The sequence below is a fragment of the Anoxybacillus ayderensis genome (assembly GCF_000833605.1).
Lineage (GTDB): Bacteria > Bacillota > Bacilli > Bacillales > Anoxybacillaceae > Anoxybacillus > Anoxybacillus ayderensis.
On sequence record NZ_JXTG01000009.1, the window covers coordinates 25730 to 48595 of the forward strand.

19 protein-coding genes are annotated in these 22866 nt (G+C 39.6%); 6 read left to right on the forward strand and 13 right to left on the reverse strand.

Features of this window, described 5'->3' with window-relative positions; genetic code table 11:
• Positions 1-10: 10 nt before the first annotated feature.
• From JV16_RS09105 to JV16_RS09115, 3 genes are read right to left on the reverse strand one after another with little or no spacing between them, the layout of a single operon-like run.
• Positions 11-1123 (reverse strand): GerAB/ArcD/ProY family transporter, encoded by a 1113-nt coding sequence (locus JV16_RS09105; protein ID WP_042535420.1) that lies wholly within the window; start codon positions 1121-1123, stop codon positions 11-13.
• 17 nt (positions 1124-1140) lie between these two features.
• Positions 1141-2388 (reverse strand): Ger(x)C family spore germination protein, encoded by a 1248-nt coding sequence (locus JV16_RS09110; protein ID WP_476855432.1) that lies wholly within the window; start codon positions 2386-2388, stop codon positions 1141-1143.
• Positions 2333-3973 (reverse strand): spore germination protein, encoded by a 1641-nt coding sequence (locus JV16_RS09115; protein ID WP_042535422.1) that lies wholly within the window; start codon positions 3971-3973, stop codon positions 2333-2335. The genes JV16_RS09110 and JV16_RS09115 overlap by 56 nt, the downstream gene beginning before the upstream one ends.
• A 73-nt stretch (positions 3974-4046) precedes the next feature.
• Here JV16_RS09115 and JV16_RS09120 point away from each other — a divergent pair, with 73 nt between their 5' ends.
• A complete protein-coding gene (locus tag JV16_RS09120; RefSeq protein ID WP_035063225.1) occupies positions 4047-4292 on the forward strand; it encodes a YczF family membrane protein in 246 nt (81 codons plus the stop codon).
• On the opposite strand, the gene JV16_RS09125 is transcribed toward JV16_RS09120, so the two are convergent.
• Complete coding sequence (locus JV16_RS09125) at positions 4289-5431, reverse strand: TIGR04053 family radical SAM/SPASM domain-containing protein (RefSeq protein ID WP_021094934.1); 1143 nt, start codon at positions 5429-5431, stop codon at positions 4289-4291. The genes JV16_RS09120 and JV16_RS09125 overlap by 4 nt on opposite strands.
• A 120-nt stretch (positions 5432-5551) precedes the next feature.
• Positions 5552-6376 (reverse strand): undecaprenyl-diphosphate phosphatase, encoded by an 825-nt coding sequence (locus JV16_RS09130; RefSeq protein WP_042535424.1) that lies wholly within the window; start codon positions 6374-6376, stop codon positions 5552-5554.
• A gap of 204 nt (positions 6377-6580) precedes the next feature.
• On the opposite strand from JV16_RS09130, the gene JV16_RS16105 reads away from it, so the two are divergent.
• Together JV16_RS16105 and katG are read left to right on the forward strand one after the other, a co-directional pair.
• Complete coding sequence (locus tag JV16_RS16105) at positions 6581-6712, forward strand: hypothetical protein (protein ID WP_003395753.1); 132 nt, start codon at positions 6581-6583, stop codon at positions 6710-6712.
• Positions 6713-6941: 229 nt separating this feature from the next.
• The gene (katG, locus tag JV16_RS09135; protein WP_042535426.1) at positions 6942-9128 is read left to right on the forward strand and encodes a catalase/peroxidase HPI; all 2187 of its coding nucleotides are present in this window, start codon (positions 6942-6944) and stop codon (positions 9126-9128) included.
• A 39-nt stretch (positions 9129-9167) separates the two neighbouring features.
• On the opposite strand, the gene JV16_RS09140 is transcribed toward katG, so the two are convergent.
• The 5 genes from JV16_RS09140 to JV16_RS09160 form a co-directional block, all read right to left on the reverse strand.
• A complete protein-coding gene (locus JV16_RS09140; RefSeq protein WP_042535428.1) occupies positions 9168-10157 on the reverse strand; it encodes a PD-(D/E)XK nuclease family protein in 990 nt (329 codons plus the stop codon).
• 135 nt (positions 10158-10292) lie between these two features.
• Positions 10293-11450 (reverse strand): ImmA/IrrE family metallo-endopeptidase, encoded by a 1158-nt coding sequence (locus tag JV16_RS09145; RefSeq protein WP_042535430.1) that lies wholly within the window; start codon positions 11448-11450, stop codon positions 10293-10295.
• Between the two features lie 235 nt (positions 11451-11685).
• Positions 11686-13134 carry a M20/M25/M40 family metallo-hydrolase gene (locus JV16_RS09150; RefSeq protein WP_042535432.1) on the reverse strand — a complete coding sequence of 483 codons (1449 nt, stop codon included), beginning with the start codon at positions 13132-13134 and terminating at the stop codon, positions 11686-11688.
• A 66-nt stretch (positions 13135-13200) separates the two neighbouring features.
• Positions 13201-14256, reverse strand: a complete 1056-nt coding sequence (locus JV16_RS09155; protein WP_042535434.1) for a tetratricopeptide repeat protein — start codon at positions 14254-14256, stop codon at positions 13201-13203.
• Positions 14198-16195 carry a 3'-5' exonuclease gene (locus JV16_RS09160; protein ID WP_244463818.1) on the reverse strand — a complete coding sequence of 666 codons (1998 nt, stop codon included), beginning with the start codon at positions 16193-16195 and terminating at the stop codon, positions 14198-14200. Before JV16_RS09160 ends, JV16_RS09155 begins: the two co-directional genes overlap by 59 nt.
• A gap of 213 nt (positions 16196-16408) precedes the next feature.
• Here JV16_RS09160 and JV16_RS16195 point away from each other — a divergent pair, with 213 nt between their 5' ends.
• From JV16_RS16195 to JV16_RS09170, 3 genes are read left to right on the forward strand one after another with little or no spacing between them, the layout of a single operon-like run.
• Complete coding sequence (locus tag JV16_RS16195) at positions 16409-16600, forward strand: hypothetical protein (RefSeq protein WP_420864990.1); 192 nt, start codon at positions 16409-16411, stop codon at positions 16598-16600.
• Complete coding sequence (locus JV16_RS09165) at positions 16548-16952, forward strand: winged helix-turn-helix domain-containing protein (protein WP_420864991.1); 405 nt, start codon at positions 16548-16550, stop codon at positions 16950-16952. Before JV16_RS16195 ends, JV16_RS09165 begins: the two co-directional genes overlap by 53 nt.
• A gap of 41 nt (positions 16953-16993) precedes the next feature.
• Positions 16994-17398, forward strand: coding sequence for an IS630 family transposase (locus JV16_RS09170; protein ID WP_042535436.1), 405 nt, complete (start codon positions 16994-16996; stop codon positions 17396-17398).
• A gap of 315 nt (positions 17399-17713) precedes the next feature.
• On the opposite strand, the gene JV16_RS09175 is transcribed toward JV16_RS09170, so the two are convergent.
• The 3 genes from JV16_RS09175 to JV16_RS09185 are packed head-to-tail and all read right to left on the reverse strand — an operon-like array spanning position 17714 to position 22818.
• Entirely contained in the window at positions 17714-18517 is an 804-nt protein-coding gene (locus JV16_RS09175) for an adenine nucleotide alpha hydrolase family protein (protein ID WP_244463819.1), read from the reverse strand.
• Positions 18518-18529: 12 nt separating this feature from the next.
• Complete coding sequence (locus tag JV16_RS09180) at positions 18530-21943, reverse strand: hypothetical protein (RefSeq protein ID WP_042535438.1); 3414 nt, start codon at positions 21941-21943, stop codon at positions 18530-18532.
• Positions 21940-22818 (reverse strand): DUF4007 family protein, encoded by an 879-nt coding sequence (locus JV16_RS09185; protein WP_042535440.1) that lies wholly within the window; start codon positions 22816-22818, stop codon positions 21940-21942. The genes JV16_RS09180 and JV16_RS09185 overlap by 4 nt, the downstream gene beginning before the upstream one ends.
• Positions 22819-22866 lie beyond the last annotated feature (48 nt).

The window sequence follows — 22866 nt, forward strand, 5'->3', positions numbered from 1 at the left end:
AAGGGGCGACCTATCGTCCCTTATTTTCTTTATCTGTTTTTTGCTGCCTCAACACAGCAACTAAAAGAAGAAGAAATGGGATCACAATTTGAAGTGGAATATGCATATAAATTGTAACGATTTGTAGCCCCTCTTTAATATGTTCAGCAAAATTGCTGGCGATTGCAATGGACAAAAGCAAAACAGAAATACCTAGCGGATAAACAAGACGTTGATATTCTTTAATTTGAAATAAATCTGCCGCTCCGATCACTCCTGCATAAAAAAAGACACCGACTTTGAAAAATCCCCCGACAATGAGTGCAATCATAAATAACACATCTAATCGCTCTAAAAAATTTGCTACACGAATTTCCTGAATCGTATTCAACAAGGGAAAAGTGGAACGTGAAACCGTATCTGCCCCCAATACGGCTATATTCATTGCCATGATGATCGCTAAATTGATGCCACTTAAAAACAAAGCAAGAAACCCTGCCTTCATTACTTTTTCTTGTTTTTGCAAGTAAGGAAAAATCATCGTAAAGACAATCATTTCGCCAAATGGAACATATAGTGTTTGTGTAAATACAACATGAAAAATGGGTTCCCATCCTTCTTCTAATATCGGCTGTAAACGACGAAGATCAACTGCTCCTGCAATGATGATTAGTACAAATCCTAATATAAGTATCCAGTAAAGTGAAAAGAAAAATAATTGACTCGCTCGCGCAATGACTTCAATTCCTTTATAAACAGCATACATTACTGTCAACATCATAACAGTATTTAAAATAAACAAAGGGGTTTCAGGATAGGCAAACGTCAATAGAAGCTCGCCGAAATCGCGTAACACTCGAGCCGCAATGTATAAAAAATAAAGTACATATATAAGCCCCAGTACCTTTCCAAAAAAAGAACCAACAATGCGCTGACTATATGATGTAAGAGGTAGTCTTGGGTAATATGTAAAAAGGCGGTAATAAATGAACAGCAATCCTCCTCCTAAAACCATGCCGCATAAAATAGCAAGCCAAACGTCTTGTTTTGCATCTACTCCAAGTGGAATAACCATGGCGCTACCGTGTTCAAATAAAATGGCAAGCATAAACAATTGTCGCGCACTTATACACGCTCGTTCCACTGCATCTCACCGCCTTTTCACTGAATGTATGAGCGAGTTCTCAATCCTGTTCTTCGAATAAATGAATCGACTTTCACATGAAGTTCTGCTTCAGGGAAATATTTGTTATGCCATGTTTTTTTCATTTCTTTCCATTCCTCTGGATACGTTCGATGAACCACTTCTCCAAATCCAAAAATGTCGCTTTTCTTCTTTTGAGCAGCATGTACTGCCTTTCTCACTTCTTTTTTTATCTCTTGTTGTATTTTTTTTTCGAGCTCTATTATTTGCTTTGGATCTGTGAAGTCCATAGAAATAAATGTTTCGCTAATATCTCCCTCTGTTTTAATAACAACTGATATTATCGGATTTCCGTCTTTTAGTTTTGCTTTTACCTTTGCTTGCGCACGCATAACCTTATAGGACAATCCTTCCTTAGATTCGCCCCAATCAATATTTACATTTGTTTGTTTTACTTTATTAAGCACCCACAATACTCCACGAGCCTCTTCATTTTTCATCCAACCAACAAGCTTCCCATTCTTAAAAACAGCTAATTCAGCAGCGCGAAGACGTGCCGAAGGTTCAATGGTACGAACATTATCTTGTTCGGCTCCCTTTTGCCAATCACCGGCAATACGAAAACTACTTATGACCACTTCTTTTCCATCAAGTGAAAAATTTTCTATTATTTCCCTTATGCGAGTATCAACGTTTTCTCCTAACAAACCTTTTGTAAATTGCAATGTTTTAATTATTTGATTTGCAGGAATTTTATCGATCGGTGTAAGTACAGATGATAATTGTTTCGCTGTTTGCTTACGCGCAATAATAATATTCGCTGCAGGTCGAAACTGGGGATTGCGCTCAACAGCATCAAAAATTTGCTGAATCCCTTCTTTCGCAAGCTCCTCCCCAATGACAACAAGGTTTGTATGAGAATAATATGGAATGCGTGATATTTGTTTTGACGCCTTCCGACTTGCCTCCACTAACGTATCGCCAGTTGATGTATATAAGGCAACGGGAAGTCCTGCGCTCCCTCCTCCTCTTTGAGTCGCCCCTGCTACGTTTCCAGGATTGACAATTTGGAATGTCGACATATATTTTCCATCCCTTTTATCTATACCAACTGCGATAATGAATGCTAAGTCTGTCAGCTCTCTTTTGCTCCAACAACCGTAAATAATACACATAAATAACAGGACAAAGATGAGAAAAAGATATCGTTTAATTTGAATCCCCTTCTTTCTCTGCTCGTTGAGGCGGCTTTGGACGTTGCCCATCCTTTTGACGAACCGTGTCTGTATTCATGATTAAGTGAGGTCTCTCTTTTAAACCCCATAACGGAAAACGTATAAATGTATCACCTATATTTTCTAAAATAAGGGGGGCAAGTGGTGCCATGTATGGCACTCCAAATGAACGAAGACTACATAAATGAATAGTCATTAAAATTACGCCAATCAAAATGCCATAAAAACCAAATAGAGCAGCTAATACCATTAGGGCAAAACGAATTAAACGTGCGGAAATAGCAATTGCAAACGACGGCGTCGCAAAGCTAGCAATTGCTGTGATGGACACAACGATAACCATAGCGGACGAAACAAAACCTGCTTCTACAGCAGCTTGTCCGATGACGAGCGCCCCAACAATCGATACAGCCTGTCCAACAGCCCTTGGCAAGCGCACTCCAGCTTCACGCAAAATTTCAAACGTCACCTCCATGAGTAATGCTTCAATAAAAGCTGGAAAAGGAACCGCTTCACGTTGTGCAGCAATTGCAATGACAAGGGAAGTAGGAATCATTTCTTGATGAAATGTCGTCAGTGCAATATACACAGACGGTGCAACAAGGGAAATAAAAAAAACGAGCATACGTAAAAAACGCAACGCTGTCGCAATATCAAAGCGTGCATAATAATCTTCTACAGCTTGGAAAAATTGTATAAATACGGTTGGGACAATAAGGACAAATGGTGTCCCTTCTACAAAAATAGCGATTCTTCCTTCCAACAAATTGGCCGCAACACTATCTGGTCTTTCCGTATGATAAACAGTTGGAAACGTTGTAAATGATTCATCTTCAATCAGTTGTTCAATATATCCAGATTCAAGAACGCCATCTATACAAATGCGTCGCAATCGACTACGCACTTCTTCAACAATTTTGTCATTTGCAATTCCTTTAATATACATGATACGGACATTTGTTTGTGTCACTTCACCTAGTGTAATGGCTTCTACCCACACATGTGGATTTTGAATTCGTCGTCGAACCATAGCAACATTTGTTGCTAACGATTCTGTAAAACCCTCACGTGGCCCTCGAATAGATAGTTGTGTACTCGGCTCTGTAATCGCACGATACTCACCACCTTTTACTGATACACCAATTGCCTCTAGCATCCCATCAATAAATAAAATGACTTCCCCAGACATAAGCGAGGAAAATATGTCGTGCCATTGCTGAATGCGCCGTGCTGTATTAGTTGTAGCTATTTTTTGTTCAATATAGTCTAGACCGCAACTACTTGAAGGAAGTGATAATTGTACACTTATTTCAAGCAATAATTGCTGAACGATATGTTCATCAACCATTCCGCTTACAAAACAAAGTGCAGCAGGAAAATTATCATCCTTTCCAAGTAAAAAACGGCGGATGATGATATCTGCACTATTTCCAGTAATATCTCGAACTTTTTCTATGTTTGTATGTAAATCTTGATCAATCGTTCCGTATATGCCGTTTGGTGCTAATCCCCCATATGCATGCGTATCCTTTTCTTTCTTACCCTTCGATCGTGTCCACATCTTTCCTCCTCCATCCATTGTCTCCTTGATGGTTAGAATAAGCATATAATGCATATATTATGCAAAAGGAATAAACGTAAAAAATGGTCAGATGCTAAATAAAAAGTGCAGCCATGGGGATGAAGTGATGAAAACTATCGTGGTTTGTATCGCTATTTCTATGTTGTTAGGCGGTATAGCGATTAGCATGAATTTATTGCTAGGAATGAGCATTCATCAAGCTTGGTTTGACATTTTCAATCCTTTTCAAGTAATGGAACCAATTGAAGTAGCCGTTTTGTTCTCACTTATCAGTTTATGGATATTTAACACATGCCTTCACCTGTTTCGAAAAACGAAGCAACATAAAAAACCCGAACAGCGTCCGCATTAAGCGAACACCGTTCGGGTTTTTTCTTTTCTCATCCCTAAAGGAACGTATATACAAAACGGTTCACTTTCCATATAATCACCTGTGACTGCATAGGCGCGAGCGCGGGATCCGCCACAAACGTAGCGAAACTCACAAATGCCGCATTTTCCTTTATATAAGTCTGGTTGGCGCAACTGTTTCATCACTTCCGATTCACGATAAATATACGATAACGGTTGCTCGCGTACGTTGCCGCATACGATTGGAAGCAAGCCGCTTGGCATGACATCTCCTGTATGTGAAACGAAAACGAAACCGTTGCCGTCATTGACGCCTTTTGGCGCCCGTTTTAAGCCGTCAATCATTGAAGCATGATCGGTCGTAATCGCATGCTCATAACGAATATCCCCTGCTTCAATTCGTTTTTCGCGCATTTTTTGTTGAATGACAACACGACGATAATGTTGTGCTGCTGTCGTTTTTATATCATACGGTGCCGTTTTACTTAACTCATACAACCAACGGAACACTTGTTCATGTTCCTCCGGGCTAATGCAATCGCCCATTTGTCCACGGCCGGTCGGAACGAGTAAAAAAATATACCACATTACTGCCTTTAACTCTGCAACTAATTTCGCCATTTGTTCTAAATGATCGTAGTTATAGCGCGAAATGACTGTATTAATTTGTAATGGCATATGTAGCTCATTTAAATAACGAATGTTTTCGATCGTTAAATCAAACGAACCCGGTGTACCGCGAAATCGGTCGTGAATGTCAGCGGTCGGTCCGTCTAAACTAAATGCCCAGCGCGACAGTCCAATCTCTTTTGCCTTTTTCATTTTTTCTTTCGTCACATTTGGTGTCGCACTCGGTGTAATCGAAACGCGCATCCCTTTTTTCATCGCATACGATGCAAGATCAAACAAATCTTCGCGCATCATACAGTCGCCACCTGTAAACACAAGCATCGGATTGTTCATCTCATATATGTCGTCGATAAGATGAAGCCCTTCTTCGTGCGTTAACTCACACGGATCTGGGACAGGTTGGGCATCGGCACGACAATGTACACATTTTAACTGGCAAGCTCTTGTCACTTCCCAAATGACGATAAACGGATTTTCGTTATAATCTACCGCACGCGCATGTTCATGCATATGTCATCACCAGCTTTTCGTGTTATTTTTCACATTCATTATAGACTTATTTTTTCATCATGCGTTCGTGCGTTTTTGACGACTTTTTAAACAAAAAAATCTCCACAAAAATCGTGGAGATTACGCAAAATAAACAATATAAATAACTGCCGCGAGCACGATGCGATAAATGGCAAATGGCACAAGGCGAACGCGGTTAATTAAACGCAAGAAAAAGCGAATGGCTAACAATGCAAAAACAAAAGCACTAATAAAACCGACAATGAAAAATGGTAAAGCATCCATCGTAATGTACTGCCAGTTTTTTAACAACGAAATGGCGCTTGCTCCAGCCATAATTGGCACAGCCATAATAAATGTAAAATCAGCGGCAGCGCGATGACTCATTCCGACAAGTACGCCACCTGAAATGGTCGACCCCGAACGAGAAAACCCTGGCCAAAGGGATAAGCATTGGACGAGACCGACAATGAAAGCTTGCTTATACGTTATATCATCTACTGTTTGCGCTACTTTCGTTCGTTTTCCGAAACGGTCTGCTGCGATCATCAACAACGCTCCAAGCATGAGCCCAATGAGCACCGTTTCCGTCGAAAACAAATGTTCATCAATATAGTCTTCAAATAAAACACCCAACACACCAGCAGGTAAAAGACCGATAAAAATGTGCATAAGTGTCAACCGCGGTCCTTTTCTCACTTCGCTTTTTCGTAAATAAAGCAATTCGAAAAATTTATCTTTAAACACTACAACAGCAGCTAAAACGGAACCGAGCTGAATGACGACTTTAAACGTATTTGCCCCATACTTTCCTAAAAAGTCGCTTGACTTTAGCCACATATCATCAACGATAATCATATGACCTGTCGATGAAACAGGCGCAAACTCTGTCACCCCTTCGACTAGCCCTAAAATAAGCGCTTTCATTAACTCGATTATATGCATGTATGTTCATCCTTTCTAAAACGGTAAAATATGTATAATCCCTTCCATTTGCCTACTCTATTGTACTACAAACCTTCCGTTTCTACTACATGTACATAAAAATCATATCATTTTTTAAAATAATTATATAACAGTTGTTGATTTTTTATTTCTGTTATAATACAATATAACTAACAAAAGCAACGTGTGAAAGGAGTTTTGTTTATGGATATGTACACAAAAGCTTACCAAAGATACGTTGAAAAATGTAATGAATTCGGAATCGAGGCGATTGACTTAATCGAATTTATTCGCAACTTAACAACTGAACAAGTGAAACATATGTTGCAACATTAAAGATTGGAGTGAAACGATGAACGGAAATGCGGATGTGAACGTATAGATCCCCCATTTTATTCTGTAAACAGAATAAAATGGGGGGTTTTTATAATTTTTAAATAAAAATATCATTTTTACTTTACTATTAAATATTAATTTAGTATAATTCTAATGTAATCATTATTATCAACCTCAACAAGTGAACAGCATCATATTTCATTTATACGTAGGAAAGGAGAATAAAAGAATGGAAAACAAATGCCCGTTCCATGGAAGTGTGACGAGTCATGCTTCAAACAAAACAACAAACAAAGACTGGTGGCCGAATCAACTAAACTTAAGCATTCTTCATCAACACGACAGAAAAACGAATCCCCATGACGAAACGTTCGATTATGCAGAGGAATTTCAAACACTCGACTATTGGGCGTTAAAAGAAGATTTGCGTAAACTCATGACGACAAGCCAAGATTGGTGGCCTGCCGACTACGGACATTACGGCCCACTGTTTATCCGCATGGCTTGGCATTCTGCAGGGACGTATCGCATTGGCGACGGACGAGGCGGTGCTTCAACGGGTACGCAACGGTTCGCCCCATTAAACAGTTGGCCAGACAATGCGAACTTAGATAAAGCACGTCGCCTGTTGTGGCCGATTAAACAAAAATACGGCAATAAAATTTCGTGGGCAGATTTAATTGTGTTAGCCGGCAACGTGGCGATTGAGTCAATGGGTGGAAAAACGATCGGTTTTGGCGCTGGTCGCGAGGACGTATGGCATCCAGAAGAAGACATTTATTGGGGAGCGGAAAAAGAATGGCTCGCCTCAGAACGCTATACAGGCGATCGCGAATTAGAAAATCCGCTTGCCGCTGTTCAAATGGGGCTGATTTATGTCAACCCAGAAGGTCCTGATGGCAACCCAGATCCGCTTGCGGCGGCACGTGACATTCGCGAGACGTTTAAACGGATGGGAATGAACGACGAAGAAACAGTGGCGCTCATCGCAGGCGGACATACGTTTGGGAAGGCGCATGGGGCTGGTGCTGCGTCGCATGTCGGCCCTGAGCCAGAAGCAGCTCCGATTGAAGCGCAAGGGTTAGGATGGCTTAGCTCGTACGGAAAAGGAAACGGTCGCGATACGATTACAAGCGGTCTGGAAGGCGCTTGGACGCCAACACCTACGCAGTGGGATAACAGCTATTTACAATTGCTTTTTGAATACGAATGGCAGTTGACGAAAAGTCCAGCTGGTGCGTATCAATGGGAAGCGGTGAATATAAAAGAAGAACATTTAGCGCCTGATGTGGAAGATGCCAATGTGAAAGTGCCGCCGATGATGTTGACGACGGACTTAGCGTTACGCTTTGACCCGATATATGAAAAAATTGCTCGTCGCTTTTATGAACATCCAGAAGAATTTGCGGATGCGTTTGCTCGTGCTTGGTTTAAACTCATTCATCGCGACATGGGGCCGAAAACGAGATATCTCGGTCCAGAAGTACCGAAAGAAGATTTCATTTGGCAAGACCCGATTCCAGAAGCAGAGGTTGAATTAACGGATGCGGAAATTGAAGATATCAAAACGGAAATTTTACATTCAGGGTTAACGATTAGCGAACTTGTGAAAACCGCTTGGGCATCCGCTAGCACGTTCCGTAACTCCGATAAGCGTGGCGGAGCGAACGGTGCGCGCATTCGGCTTGCGCCGCAAAAAGATTGGGAAGTAAACGAACCAGAGCGACTTGCGAAAGTGCTTGCCGTTTATGAAGACATTCAACGCGCGCTCCCTAAAAAAGTGAGCATCGCCGATTTAATCGTACTTGGTGGCAGTGCGGCGGTCGAGAAAGCAGCGCGCGATGCTGGCTTTGACGTCCACGTACCGTTTATGCCTGGACGAGGCGATGCTACGGAAGAACAAACGGATGTGGAAAGCTTTGCGGTATTAGAACCGTTCGCGGACGGATTCCGCAATTATGAAAAGAAAAAATATCGCGTCAGCCCTGAGGAATTGCTTGTCGATAAAGCCCAATTGCTCGGCTTAACCGCCCCAGAGATGACGGTATTAGTCGGTGGCTTACGTGTGTTAGGAGCGACGTATCGCGATCTTCCTCACGGTGTATTTACAGATCGCATCGGTGTGCTCACAAACGATTTTTTTGTCAACCTCGTCGATATGAACTATGAATGGGTACCGAAAGAAGACGGCATTTACGACATTCGCGACCGGAAAACGAAGGCTGTTCGTTGGACCGCCACTCGTGTGGACTTAATTTTCGGCTCAAACTCGATCCTTCGCTCATACGCTGAATTTTACGCCCAAGACGACAACAAAGAAAAATTTGTCCGCGACTTTATTCAAGCTTGGGTGAAAGTGATGAACGCTGACCGTTTCGACCTTCGGAAAAAAACAAAAACATCGGTTACGATTTAAAGGAGAAAAAGCAGGTGGACGATCGTCTTCCCTGCTTTTTTATTGTTTAGTACGAACAGCTGTTAATGCATCAAGCAATTTTTCAGCCCGTTTAAGAACATCGATCGTACTTGTCAAATCAAGTATCCCATCTTTGTTTGTTATTATATAGTTTTCTAAAACTGCCACCGTCATATATCTTCCGTTTCCGAATCGACTTGGCTTCTTCACATGTAGTTGAAAATCCCTCGATTTCTCGAGCACTTTCTGGCACCAATTCGTACGAAGATACGCCCTTTTTTCTTTGTCAGCTACTTCAATTTTAACACATAATTTTTCTTGTTCTAGCTGCAGATAGAGCTGACAATCACCTCCGTTTTTCCAATGCCACCAAAATCCATAAAAACCACCTTGCGGGTTAGAAACATAATCCCACTCCCCTAAAATACCCGCGTTTTGAAGTTCACTATAAAACCCTTGCCACGCAAGTCCTTTCCATTCATTTAAAGGAGCTGTTTTGTATTTGTTATAAGCTTCTTCAATCGATAACAGATGTTGATAATAGTCATTGAATATGGAATCTGTGATATTTCGTTTATATCCCTCTTGTAAAATCGCTAACATATCTTTCCGTAAAAACGGCTTGTACCCTGCGGCTTCCACTGTATCGTAATTACTTTGATTTCCTATTTTGTAGTAGATAGGAAGTTGATAATGATACCCTCGCTTTTCTACCGCCGCACGATATCGCGCCAGTTGATTCGTATGATCGCGTGTATATGTTTTATCTTCTATGAGAATGGCATATTTGTGATTTATAACAGCTAATATATCTAAACCATCGACTTGTCTAGTAATGGAAATGTGCTCGATGTTTGGACAAAGCTGTCCGTGCTTTTGAAATATCGCTTCAATAAAACTTTTTCCTATGTCATGCAATGGTGGATTTATCTCAGAAAATTCATGGTTTGCCCAATCGATTAACCAGCATAAAAAAGCATCTTGTGATAGCTCACTTGTGGCGTACGAAAATAAGTTAGGTTTATTCATCGTTTCTTTTCTCCTTTTGACATAACCGATATGTAAACTCATTTCTCATAAATAACGATCCCGTCACGCTCAATTTAGCGAACAGTGACAGGCACTGTTCGATATTCGTATCAATCACAAACTTACGATTAGAGCTCATACAACTCTCCCGCCATCGACATATTCAGCAAACTTATCGAAAGTGGTTCCGGATAGTCCTGTCAATCGATAGGCTTCACGGTAAAGGAGCGCTCCTTCCTTTGCAGCTCGTATCACCGCTTCGGCAAAACGGCGACCAATGCGCATATTTTGAATAGCATAAAAGTTACCCCCACCGTCCGTTTTTGTTTCTTCCTCTTCTTGTCGAAGTCGCTTAACATACGCTTCATAAAACAAAAAGAACTCTTCTTTTGCAATGAGTTTTAAGTCTAGAGCTCTGCGGGCGGCCACAATTTCACTAATTTTAAAATGGCGGGCAATTTGTTTAAAACGATCTTCTGAAGTGCCGACACGCTTCCATAAATGAAACAATTCGTCTTCAGGGGCAAGAAACTCCGCTGCAGCTTCGTTACACATATTTTCAATTTTAATATCAGCAGGTTGAAGATTGGCTAAATCGAACGCAGCGCTCGCCCCATACCAAACATGGGCAAGTTCGTGTGCCAGCGTAAACATTTGCGCTGCCTTCCCATCTCTTCCGTTCACAAATATGAAAGGAGCATAATCATCAATAAGGACAAAGCCGCGAAACTCAGCAACGTCTAATTTTCGATGCGTATTATTGCCGACTATTCCGTTAATGACTACAACAATTCCAATATCTTCAATTTTTTTAATAAGAGTTCGTAAAGCTTCCTGCCAATTCGGTTGCTTCGATGCCCAATCATTTTCTAAACCTAACGTTTTTCTCATATTTCTGGCAACAAGTTTTGGATTCGTTGATAAGTTCGCACGACCTACATAATCCAGAGGTTGGTTGCCTAGTCGAATTAAATAATCGCGCATCCATTGTTGCCGTCTCTCCATCGTTTGAACCGTTTCCAAAAGATTCGGACTCGGTTGCCCGGCTCCTTCATCCTTCACCGTTCGATAATGGGGAATACTCAACTTCTCCTCAGGTGGATTTGAAAGAAAGAAATAACCAAGAGGAATAGAAGTCGCTTTGGCAAGCTTTTCGAGTTGCTTCAGCGTCGGTTGGCTCTCTTGGCTAATCCATTTATCGATATGAGGAAACTGATCTTTCAGCTTATCCAAACGATCCGCACGTTTCATCGCCCATTGCAAGACGCTCGGTTTTACCTCAACCTTCGTCATTATTCCCACCCCCTATTACATATAATATAACACAAATACTGGAAAAGAAAGATGAGTAATTAAAATTAAGCCAACTCACTTTTTTATCTTTTAACATAGCTCCGAGAAAAAATTCCCACTTCAAGAGTTAGCTAATTGCCGATTAGTTTATCAGTCACTAAATTTATTTGTCAAATTTTTTTACAACACCAAAAAAGGACGCCTAAGCGACGTCCTTTTCGCAACGCAAAATCGATCATTCCATCTGCTTCGATTTCACTTTTGACACTCTCTCCACTTTGACAACTTTTCGATCAACACGACGTAAATCATTTCGACCAACATAACATAAATCGTTTCGATCAACACGACGCAAATCACGTAACATTCTTGATAAGTCTCTCGATTGAGTAAGCACCGCTTGAATGAGTTGCACCGTTCCATAACAAGCATCCGTATCTAATCTTTCGTTGTCTGTATGTTCCCACTCGTATCCTGCAGATAAGTTTACGCTTTGAATGCCATGTTCTGCCCAAATTCTCGTATCGCTACTTCCACCAGCCGTACATGTCCAATGAGTCAATCCAATGTCACGAGCTACTTGTTCAAAAAACTGTCCGTAGCGAATATCGCAAAACGGTTGAATGGTGCCACATGATGTGACGATATCACCACTTCCCCGCCGATCAACAACAATCGCTGCATCAACGTCCCATAGAAAATATTCCTCTAGATTCCGCGCTCCAACAAGTCCGCACTCTTCTTCTACGGTAAAAACAAATTTTATCGTTCCGTTAAATGAAGATGTGTCAAGCCATTTCGCCATTTCAAGCAACACCGTCACTCCAGCGCGATCATCCGCCCCTAAAATCCCTTCACTACTCGACCAAATCGCTCCTTGTTTCACAATTGTTCTTCCTGGCGCAAATGCTTCTACCGTATCTAAATGAGCGTTCAACAAAATCGTCGGTCCATGTCCTGTTTTGCATTTCTTTTGTGCAAGCAAGTTTCCGTATTGATCTGTTGTGATGCGATCGACATATGGCGCAAGTTTCTCATATACGGCCGAGCGAATATTATGTTCATTTCCGCTCTCCCCTGAAATGCTAAGCAACTCTTCCAATGTATGCAAAAACAACATTTTCTGGATATATTGTTCTTCTTGTTCTAACCAATCGATTTGTACTTTCCGCATGTTCTCCGCGAGATCAAGAAGTCGTTCTCTGTTCATCCGAAGCGTGACCCGATGAGGATAAGACTGTAATAAATGAGCATTAGCGTGTAGTGCACGGAACAACTGCATGACTTTCTCCATGTTTGTTTGGTTATCAAAATATATACGCGGTAATCCCTCCCCGTGACCATCACAGCAAGAAACGGTACGTAACCCCAAACGATTCAACTCACGAATGATACCGCTCATATACGTATCCAACTCAAACACTTTCGGCTCTTCTAGCCCTAGTGACTCGCTAACTCCGCGCCCCGGAACATCGACTGCTTTCAGCCATTGTTTTTCACTAATCGGCGGACGAGCAATTGTTAATACACCGTCACAGAACGTATAATCGACATTCGCTACGTCCAAACTTGTCAATAAAAACTCGACGTTTTCTTTTCTCTCGTTTGTGCAAATAAACTCATTCGGACTTTTTTCCTCTAAAATAAAACCTTGACGAATAAATAATTGGTTCCATGTTTTCATGGCGTCATCACTCCTTTTCGTTATTTACAAGTTCAATATAAAAAAAGAGCGATGACACACATGTCATCACCATTCATCGTCAAACATAAACGTATAATCACTGCGATACATAATGATATAATCGACAAGACCGTTATAATAGTAGGCCGTTTCTCCTCGACATGAGCATGAGTCGATGATCGTAGGCACTCCAATACGTCCTAGCTTTTCCCGAAGACGCTTTACTTTTTGAACGAACGTATTTGTAGGAATGTCCCCATTCCGTCTCGATTGGAAAAATACCTCCATATCATATTTCGTTGCCGGACGCTCTTTGTTTGTTTCCACTAAAAAATAACAAAGCATTTCCGCAGGATCGCGTGGCAAACATACTTCCCTACCGTGATAAGATACAACATTTTCGCGATCGGAAAAATAAAGAACGACTGTATTTTTAGGAGGATTCATCATCACTTGTTCACATTGTTCTTTTGAACAATACTCCTTTCCGCTCGCCGTCCATTTCGTAAATGCTTGCATCGTTAAAATAGCTTCATTTCGCTGCAACCATTCATGCAAAAATGAAAGTTCCGCAGGTTTCTCTTGATCGCTTATATAATCAGGAAATTGCGCTACTGATTGATACGTTTTTTCCGCGATAAACAAGGCGCTATTCGCCAAATAAAGATGCGCATAATATAGCTGTCGTTCATTTAAACAAAACTCGCGATTCGAATACGTCTTTTGATATTCAAGCGCTTGTTCAAAATAACGAAGCGCCTCTTTATAATGCTGTTCGTTATACGCTAAAAATCCGAGACGATAATGGGCAATCGGATTTTTTGCATCGTATGTCAACGCTCTTTGAAACGCTGTTTTCGCCATACGCTCGTCTTTTCTAAGCTGTGTTTTCAAATATGTTCCATAATGAATCAAATAACTCACGAGCTGTTTTTTCACATACTCAAACCCATGTTCCTCTTTTTCCTCTGCTGAACAACGGGATAAGTAATGGTACATGTTTTTATACACATCGACAATTTCATAATAAATCCAATCTTTTGCCTCACCGCTATTTAACTCTTCAAGAAGTTGTTCTTCGCGGTCGTATAATGTATCTAAGGTTATTTCGGATCGTCTCATGAAATTCTCCTTTCAAAAGAACAAAGTTACGAACCATTTGCTTTTTCTTCTGCAATCTGCTCGTGCGAACTTGCTCGAAATACCGTGTAAATTCGGACTCCCCCGAATAAGACAAACATAAGTATTCTTTCGCCCTTGTCATGCCGATATACAACAACGATACTTCCCGTTCACGGTCTTCTTCGAGTGCAAATGGCATGTTGTCCATATTGACAATAAACACGGCTTGAAAATCAAGTCCTTTACTACTTTCAATTTTGCTAATTTTAACAGTTTCTTCATCGCGAGAAAATTTTCGCTTTGTTGTTTCATCTTCAGCGAGCCAATAATAAGGAATTTGCTCTTTTTCCAACGCCCGCTTGATGACATCGATGATGTTTTGTTTATGCGTTCGTTTCACTCGATACAAAATAAGCATTTCCGAATACGGCACGTTTTTCTCTTCATGTAATCGTTTCATTTGCTTCGCAACTATTTGCATCTCTTGTCCAAAGTTCTCTGCTTTTACAATTGCCGGCTCTGGCCCTTTCCGCCTCGTACTTTGTGGGGCGATAATTTCTCCTTCGAACTCGCGTTGGGCCGCTTTATTGCTTAGTACCGAATGCTCACGATAAAAATCCCACGCAAACTTCACAATTTGTGCCGTATTTCGATAATTAATCGTCAACACCTTGGAACGCCCTTGAAAACTCAATCCCGTATCTTGCACATATGATCGTTTTCGTCTATAAATTGTCTGCGCTCGATCTTCTACAAGAAGAAGCGATTGTGTTGCTGGATTTAATAATTTACTAATAAGTGCCAACCAGTCCGAAGAAAAATCTTGTCCTTCATCAACTAAAATAGCATCATACATTGGCAAAATGGCTTCTTTTTTATCAATTTTCTCTAATATATACGGAATTTGTTGTTCTGATATTTTTAAATCATATTTCAACCATTCATGAAAGTTACGGACAATAATTTGATCGCCTACCGTTTTCACCATCCCATCTTCTTTTGTAAAGTCAAAATCAAATAACGAATCTGGTTCATGTAACATATGGTAGAGCATTTGTCGAATTCCTTGCGCAAGCGAAATGTTATAACACAAAATTAAAATTTTCCAATCGGGATGTTGTTTCGCCAACAACTTCGCCCGACTAGCTAAAATAAGCGTCTTTCCACTTCCAGCCACTCCACGAATCAAACGGTTTTTATCTCCGAGTTGCTTTGCGAGATTTTCTTGGTGCAAATCCATCGCTTTAATGTCATGAAGAGATAAAAGCACTTGATCTTGATATGGCGTAGGAGGGCGAAACTCCGCACTGATACGCACCTCTGGAAAAAGATGATAACGAATCGCATCGATTTCCTCTTTCGTTAACGGTGTTCGCAATCGATACGGAACGACAAACATATTGCATATTTTTTCAAACAATACTTCTTCGCTAAACGTTTCTTTGTCCGGATCAATTTCATCACGCAACAAACAAAAATTCGGATCAACAACCGGATACAACTGCTTTTTGACTAAATCTTTTTGCGAAATTCGCGTAAACACAACTCCATAACCGTAAGGAAATTTCAACTGAAATTGATATTTCCCTTCTAAGTGAACTAAATTTTTATCTTTTTTTAACGCATTCACAATGTGAAACGCATTATCTCTCGCTTGCTTAAACGGGCTTTTTACCGTCGCCTGCTCGCCAGCGCTACTTACAATCGTCCATTCATCATTATTCAAATGAAGCAATGTCGATAATGTATAATCTTTTACCTCAAGCACAACAAGCCCTAAATCAGGACCAATAATGACAAAATCCGGACGTCTTCCTCGAATCTCCGGTTCATAATAGACAATATAGTCATCTGGCAAATATGTTTTTAGCGTTCGAAACAACAATCGCTCCCCCGCCGTCGCACTCGAACGAATCGTTTCCGGAATCATGTACGCCATCTAAACCAGCTCCAGTGGAAAATAGGATTTTTGTACCATTATAATATAAAATAAGGGATTTGGGAGAGGGAATTTGGTGAGATATTAGAAGAATTACAATTTTGTTTAGACCTTTTATACACATGCACTTTAAGATGATGACTTCTGTATGAACACCTTTTTCCATCGTTATACTGCTCCTAAGTATCCACGTACAAAAGGAGCGGAAATGATATGAAGCGTCTGAAAATCACAAATGATCACGGTTGGACACCTCGAACACTTCGGAAACAAGAACGGAAAATCAAAGATGCTTCTCTTCGTGTTCGAGTGACTGCCGTTCGACTTGTCATGGAAGGGTTTCTTGGCAAAGATGTCGCAAAAATGGTTCATCTATGCCGCCAATCGGTTCGTCGTACGCTTTAATGAAGGTGGGCTCGATCATTTACTCGATCGTCGCTTGCCACCTGGTCGCGTGCCATTTCTTACGGAAGAACAACAAGAAATGAGACAACTCGTCTTAACCACCACCCCTGTGGATGTCGGCTGGGGCATTTCTTCGTCATGGAACACACGTATATTACAATCTTACATCCAACAAACATATGGTGTTTCGATGTCACGGGAAGGCATTCAGAAGTTGTTGCATCGTCTTCGCTTGTCATGGACACGCCCGACTGATAAGCTTGTCAAAGGCGATCCAGTGCTTCAAGTGGCCTTTGAAAAAGAACTCGAGTTTATAAAAAAAAGGAGCTTCGTACGACATAGGCAGAAGTAGGGAATCAAAAACAAGTACCAAGCTACGGTCACCACGCCCACGTGTCCATTTTTGGTGCCGTCGACGTGCAACAAGGCGATGTCGTGTTTCATCGCGCATCATCCGCCAATGCCGAAACGTTCCTCGACTTCTTGCGCCTGTTGAAAGAGAAATATTCCGATCGATTCATTGTTCTTGTATTGGACAATGCGCGTATTCATCATGCCAACATGGTGCAAGCTTTCCTTCAAAGCGAAGAAGGCGATGCCTTTCATTTTATTTTTCTCCCGCCGTATTCGCCTCATTTGAATCCGATTGAACGGTTATGGAAGTGGCTGAAAGACGAAGTCATCGCCAACGTCTTGCATAAAGATCAAAAGGACATCGCCCAGTCGATTACTCGGTTTGAACAACATGTCTTACAGCACCCAGATGAGGTGTTACGCCGCATCGGGTGTGCTGCGTGAACCAGAGATTAAAATTTCAATTTGGATGTATATACAACGAAGCAAGGAATGCGCCCACATTCGGTTGTAGTCCAATTAAAGCTGAATATTCACGATAGCTTTCCAGCAATACGTACTGTTGAAATCCTACTTTTTCGACCACAAGCCAACACCGGTCATACTCTAACTTTTGCAGCGCGTTCAGCTGTTTATCCGCTGTTAGAAACCTGACACATTTACAACATTTAATACCCTAGATTATCTCTCCGAGACTATAATAACGTTTTTAACACTGGTGCTAGTTGAGCATTAGCGCTCAACTAGCACCACGGGTATTTATGAATAAGAACATACACAAGGAACCGTATCATCAGGCTTTTTCAAGAATTTCTCTACACCTTCACGCTCCATCTGCTTGCGATATTCTTTTAGAGTAAACGGTTTTCCATCTTTTTTTAGGATAGAAACATTTTTCTGAAAATAACTACGGAATCTCTCTTCCATTTCTTCCTGTTCTTTATAACGTTCCGGCCAAATTTTATAAAGCTGTGCATAATGTTGGAATCCTCCTCGTACACAACGTCCACCACAATTTGCATGAGCAAATCCTAACTCATACATCCGCGGCAATTTGATGCCCCATTCATTCTGAATAATCGATTTTACGTCAATATCTCTAGTAAATGTTTCGATCATCGGAAACCTAGTTTCAACTGGTTCAAGTGGCACATGCTGATAAAACTCTCTTAAATTATCGGCTCGATGCTTTTCGTGCGGACCAATTCCAAAATATAAAATTGGTTCTAAATTATGCTCATCACGCAGTTCTTCGATAAACATAACAGTCTGTCTAACCTTCAGTTCTTCTGAGCATTTAGCTAATCGAGAGTTACCTAAAAAACGGTAATCATAAAAAACTTCTTCTGGCGTACGTCCATCTATTCGTTCTGTAATGTCAATTCCTATATACTCCGCCACTTCTTCCATAAAGCGATAGTTGTCCTCATCTTCCCATAAAGTATTTGTAAAAAATAGAATACAATTCTCTTTTCCATACGTCTGAACCATTTGATACGCGACATATGCGCTAGCTGCTCCCCCACTAAACATAGCTACGTGCACTTTTTTTCTCTCAGCCACGGTAACACTCCTTTATTTAACAAATTCTTTAACTAATTGATAGATTAAATACTCTATTTCCTCTTGCGGAACAGTTTTTCCACCATTTTTAATAATTCGATTAATATTTTGATACAATGTCTGTGATTTAGGTGAAAGATTTACTCGGGAAATAACCTTTGTGTCCCCATCAACAACTAAATGAATATTCTCCTCCTCCTTGTTAGCATTTCGGTTTGCCAACTGACTATATTCATTACTTATCTGATTAAAAAACATTTGCACAGTATTATCAGACCACGCATCAAAACTTACTCCTACCATATGATCAATTAATAAGTCAAGCCAATTTTCAGAATTCGACTCTAAAATAGATGTCACAAGACGGTTTTGTTTTTTAGACACCGGGTCTTGCTCATTAGCCCAATTAATCAGTTCTTCGTAGGATGAAACATTTATCATATTATACACTTTATTCTTGATCTGCTCTTTTTTATTTATATAAAAACTTTCTATAGCAGATACGTGGTCTTTCAAAAGTGAAAGATCATTCCCATATTTGTTGACTAGCGCTTCAAACGCTTGATTAGGATTCACTTCAATCTGCCGAATTTTTTCTTTAAGCTGAAGCAACTCTTCATCCATATCGGAACTTACTTGAGAGAATCTTGGCAATGATCTCAGCCATCTCAGTGAAAGCCTAGCTATTTTTTGGTGTTTCGGTGTTGTAGCTGACTCATCGTCTATATATTCCCCGAACATTTCCTCTAGTAATTTAAACAATTCTTCGTACTCCGTGCCAAATTCATAGTAAAAATACAGATACTGTTCCGCCTCTTCAATCATTTTAAACAGAATTTCTCCATTAACCTCTGAAACATACATATTATTTCTATAGAAAGAAATATTATCCCATTTATCACGAAGTAGACTCACAATATAGATCGGTATTAACGGCTCACGAATCCCAAACGGAGAACTTCTAAGTATATTTACCAAATCACTCAAATACCCTAAAGGTTTCTTTTCTAACAATCCTATTAATGATTCACGCAATAAGCGAAAACTTCCAGATTTAATATTGTCTAATTGTCCAATATCTAGTTGATTGTTCTTAAAAATGGTTGCGTAAATTAAGTAATCAGGACCGTTCCCAGCGATATTAAAATTCGGCTTATTAGGATGCCTAATAATATGATCAACAACAGTATATGCTGCCTTCAACTGAACACGATTAACAAACTTTCTATTAAAAGAATCATTTCGCACCTCTGGAGTATGCGGATATATTTCAAACATAGTATTAGACAGTAGCTGTTCTAAAATGTACTCGTTTTTAACCTCTCTTTTTTCTCCACGTACAATCCATTCTAATTTTTCCTGAAAGCTAGAATATCGTTCCACAAATTTTCTAATATTAAACGATATTTCTTCTCTTCTCAAAACTAACTCATGTTTTAAGCCTGAATCGCTTTTTAACAAATCGCTATCTTTTAAAAGTAAGTTAACAATCTCATACTCTTCAACATATTTATTTACGGAAGCATATTCAAAGGTAGGAATACAATAAAAATTATAAGAATTTTTTTGGTTAAGTAAGGTAGATATCACATTTTCCCGCTCTGTGGCTGATTCTAGTAATACTAAGTAAATTAACGAATCAGCTTGTTTTTCGTAAGCTAGAACCGATACATTTCCATTTAAAATGTCAGAACTAAAAATAAAATGAACAGAAGCAAAACGTGTCATACTTTTAACATCATTATACTCATTTGCTAAATAAAATTTTTTAGCAATATGCTCTTCAAGAATTTGTATCCTTCTTTCTCTAGAAAAATTTAGTGACTTATGTTTACTCTCTATCATTTCATCAATATTAAACGCACTACCTTCAAATAATTCCCAATAACCACGGATTGAATTAAAACGAATAGCTTTCATTTTAGCTAGCTCTTTTAAATACATTTCAATCTCAGACTCTTCTTTGTCCATGGCAAAAGAAATAAACTCTAAAGTCAGCGGGCATTTTGATTGCATCCCCGTTATATTCCACAATGTAACAAACTTTAAAATATTCGAAGATTCTTCTGATAAATTAGGGATTTTTTTTATTAACTTCTTATACACATTCAAATCATTAAATTCTTCGTATACCTCCATCTCTTCTAGACTTGGAAAGAAATAATCAAACAAATTAGAAGCAGTATATACACTATCGTATTTAGATACAAAATTAAGTAACCCACCCGTTTGAGAACTTCCTAAAAATGTAAATAATGTTCTCTCATTCTGACCAAAAAGACTGGAAAGAGTGGGAAGCAAAGCTAGAGATACAGGATGTAATGGATACGCACCTTGTACCAAGAGTTTTTCAATCTCCACTTGATTTAATTCTGGAAAAATAAAAAATCTACGTAGATAACGTATGTACTCCCTTTTCTTATCTTCTTCAATCTTCTTCCCGCTATACAACTCACGAAGAACATTTTGTACTAACCGAACATACGTTGCACGATCATTTTCAATATGGTAAATCACATACCTTTTCTCAATCCGCTGAAATTCACTTCGATACTCATCACTAAGCCTTAAGAAATAGTGTCGAAGATTTTTGTGAGTAATATACATCAAATGAAAGTTATTAGTATTATGATCCGCAAGCTCGGCTAAATCTTGGATATCTTGCATTGTTTGATGAATTTGTTCGGCGGGCATATTCTGAAGGAATCTCCCGAATTCGTCGTAAACCATAAAAATACCGATATTTTGTTTATCTAACTCTTTTAATACATATTGTATTTGAGATATAAAATTGTCTTCGTAATCTAATACAAATTGTGCTCCAGACGTAAGTGATGGGTAAACAGTTTTGAACCATTCTATTTCCATTTCATTAAAGCTAAGCAACTCCAGCCTCCATAACTCTAGATCTTTCTTATACTCACGCAGCAAATTCAAAAAGTGTTGGTATGTTTTCGGGTATTTATCTTCCCACATAGCTACGATAGACAAAATTTTACTCACGATTCCAGGAACAACAATCGAAATTTTATTTTCCTTGAGTGTTCTCACTACCGCCGATAATACGGCTTGTCGAAAAGTACCCTCATACCCATTTAAAATCACTGGGAGATATATTCTTTTATGTTTACGTACTCTATCTAGTTCTCTATAGATTTCATCATCTACTTGATTAAACTTCTCTACAAGGGCATTAAATGCTTCATTTTCAACTACCTTCGATACAATACTGCTTATCAAAGTTCCTATTAAGGATTTTCCAGTTCCGTATGGTCCAACAACAATGTGCGCCCTTGATCCAGTGCCGTTAAACCCTTTTAACAAACCTCTAATAACCTCGGCGTGTGAGGGAGTCGGAATATATCTTTCAAAAAACTCCTTTTTTCCAAAATCAAACTTGATGTTAACACTAGCTTTAAATGTCATACTAAAATCTCAACCTTTCTTTCATACTCATATTGCAGATAGCCCATTGCGGAAATAGAAGGCAATTTCACCGTATCAAGATTGTTGGTACGTGTGAATGAAATTCTATAAACCGGATGATTGGCGAGAATCTCTAGAGCATTAACCACTGTTGAGCGATTCATATTAAAAATTCTTCCCCACAATCCCTCTTCAGTAACAATTTCATCAACTGCTATTGTTTCTACACCTTTCCTTTCTCGATAGTCTAGCAGAGCGTACATTAAAGCAGTAACACCTACATTCTGTATGTTTCCATCTCGTTTACGCACCATTCCGTTCGTCTCTTCTAACAGATTTATTTTATAGAGCGGACTCTGGATTACTTCTTCAGGGTCAAATGTGGTTTGACCAGCAGTATATAGTTTTATTAAACACTCGATATCACGTTTTAAAGATTTTACCGATATTTCGCGTTTTTCTTCTCTACTGACCCACTCAACAAACAACTGTAACAATTCCTCTTTCGAAAGAGATTGCTGAGGCAATACATTAAAGAACCAATACCAAGCAGTAGCAGGTTCTCTTTCTTTGGTAAGTTCATAATGCAAAATAGAGGCTGTGTCATAGAATCTAACAAACCTATCAAATCTATAAATAATCTGGCCTAGCTGGGTTACATGATGCACTTTTTTCTGTTCACCATTAAACTTCTCTTGGACTATGCGTGTGGCTATTAGCCAAAATCGTAAAGACTGTAGCATATTCTTCCCTAGTCCAATTATTTCAAAAGAATCCTTATTATAAAAAAAACGTTCATCTTCCATTAAATTCTTTATCCCTTTACTCAACCATCGATCACGTAAATAAAAGCTTTGATGTTGACCATAAGCCATTTTTCTACTTTCCTCCTACTGTTGGAACATTCTGTCCAATACAAAAAT

Excerpts from the sequence above, each read along its gene's own strand:
- JV16_RS09145 (WP_042535430.1), bottom strand. The coding sequence starts at position 11,450 with ATGACGAAGGTTGAGGTAAAACCGAGCGTCTTGCAATGGGCGATGAAA.
- JV16_RS09165 (WP_420864991.1), top strand. The coding sequence starts at position 16,548 with ATGTCGCAAAAATGGTTCATCTATGCCGCCAATCGGTTCGTCGTACGC.
- JV16_RS09180 (WP_042535438.1), bottom strand. The coding sequence starts at position 21,943 with ATGACATTTAAAGCTAGTGTTAACATCAAGTTTGATTTTGGAAAAAAG.
- katG (WP_042535426.1), top strand. The coding sequence starts at position 6,942 with ATGGAAAACAAATGCCCGTTCCATGGAAGTGTGACGAGTCATGCTTCA.
- JV16_RS09160 (WP_244463818.1), bottom strand. The coding sequence starts at position 16,195 with ATGGCGTACATGATTCCGGAAACGATTCGTTCGAGTGCGACGGCGGGG.
- JV16_RS09115 (WP_042535422.1), bottom strand. The coding sequence starts at position 3,973 with ATGCATTATATGCTTATTCTAACCATCAAGGAGACAATGGATGGAGGA.
- JV16_RS16195 (WP_420864990.1), top strand. The coding sequence starts at position 16,409 with ATGAAGCGTCTGAAAATCACAAATGATCACGGTTGGACACCTCGAACA.
- JV16_RS09155 (WP_042535434.1), bottom strand. The coding sequence starts at position 14,256 with ATGAGACGATCCGAAATAACCTTAGATACATTATACGACCGCGAAGAA.
- JV16_RS09110 (WP_476855432.1), bottom strand. The coding sequence starts at position 2,388 with ATGGGCAACGTCCAAAGCCGCCTCAACGAGCAGAGAAAGAAGGGGATT.
- JV16_RS16105 (WP_003395753.1), top strand. The coding sequence starts at position 6,581 with ATGGATATGTACACAAAAGCTTACCAAAGATACGTTGAAAAATGTAAT.
- JV16_RS09185 (WP_042535440.1), bottom strand. The coding sequence starts at position 22,818 with ATGGCTTATGGTCAACATCAAAGCTTTTATTTACGTGATCGATGGTTG.
- JV16_RS09140 (WP_042535428.1), bottom strand. The coding sequence starts at position 10,157 with ATGAATAAACCTAACTTATTTTCGTACGCCACAAGTGAGCTATCACAA.
- JV16_RS09120 (WP_035063225.1), top strand. The coding sequence starts at position 4,047 with ATGAAAACTATCGTGGTTTGTATCGCTATTTCTATGTTGTTAGGCGGT.
- JV16_RS09125 (WP_021094934.1), bottom strand. The coding sequence starts at position 5,431 with ATGCATGAACATGCGCGTGCGGTAGATTATAACGAAAATCCGTTTATC.
- JV16_RS09150 (WP_042535432.1), bottom strand. The coding sequence starts at position 13,134 with ATGAAAACATGGAACCAATTATTTATTCGTCAAGGTTTTATTTTAGAG.
- JV16_RS09130 (WP_042535424.1), bottom strand. The coding sequence starts at position 6,376 with ATGCATATAATCGAGTTAATGAAAGCGCTTATTTTAGGGCTAGTCGAA.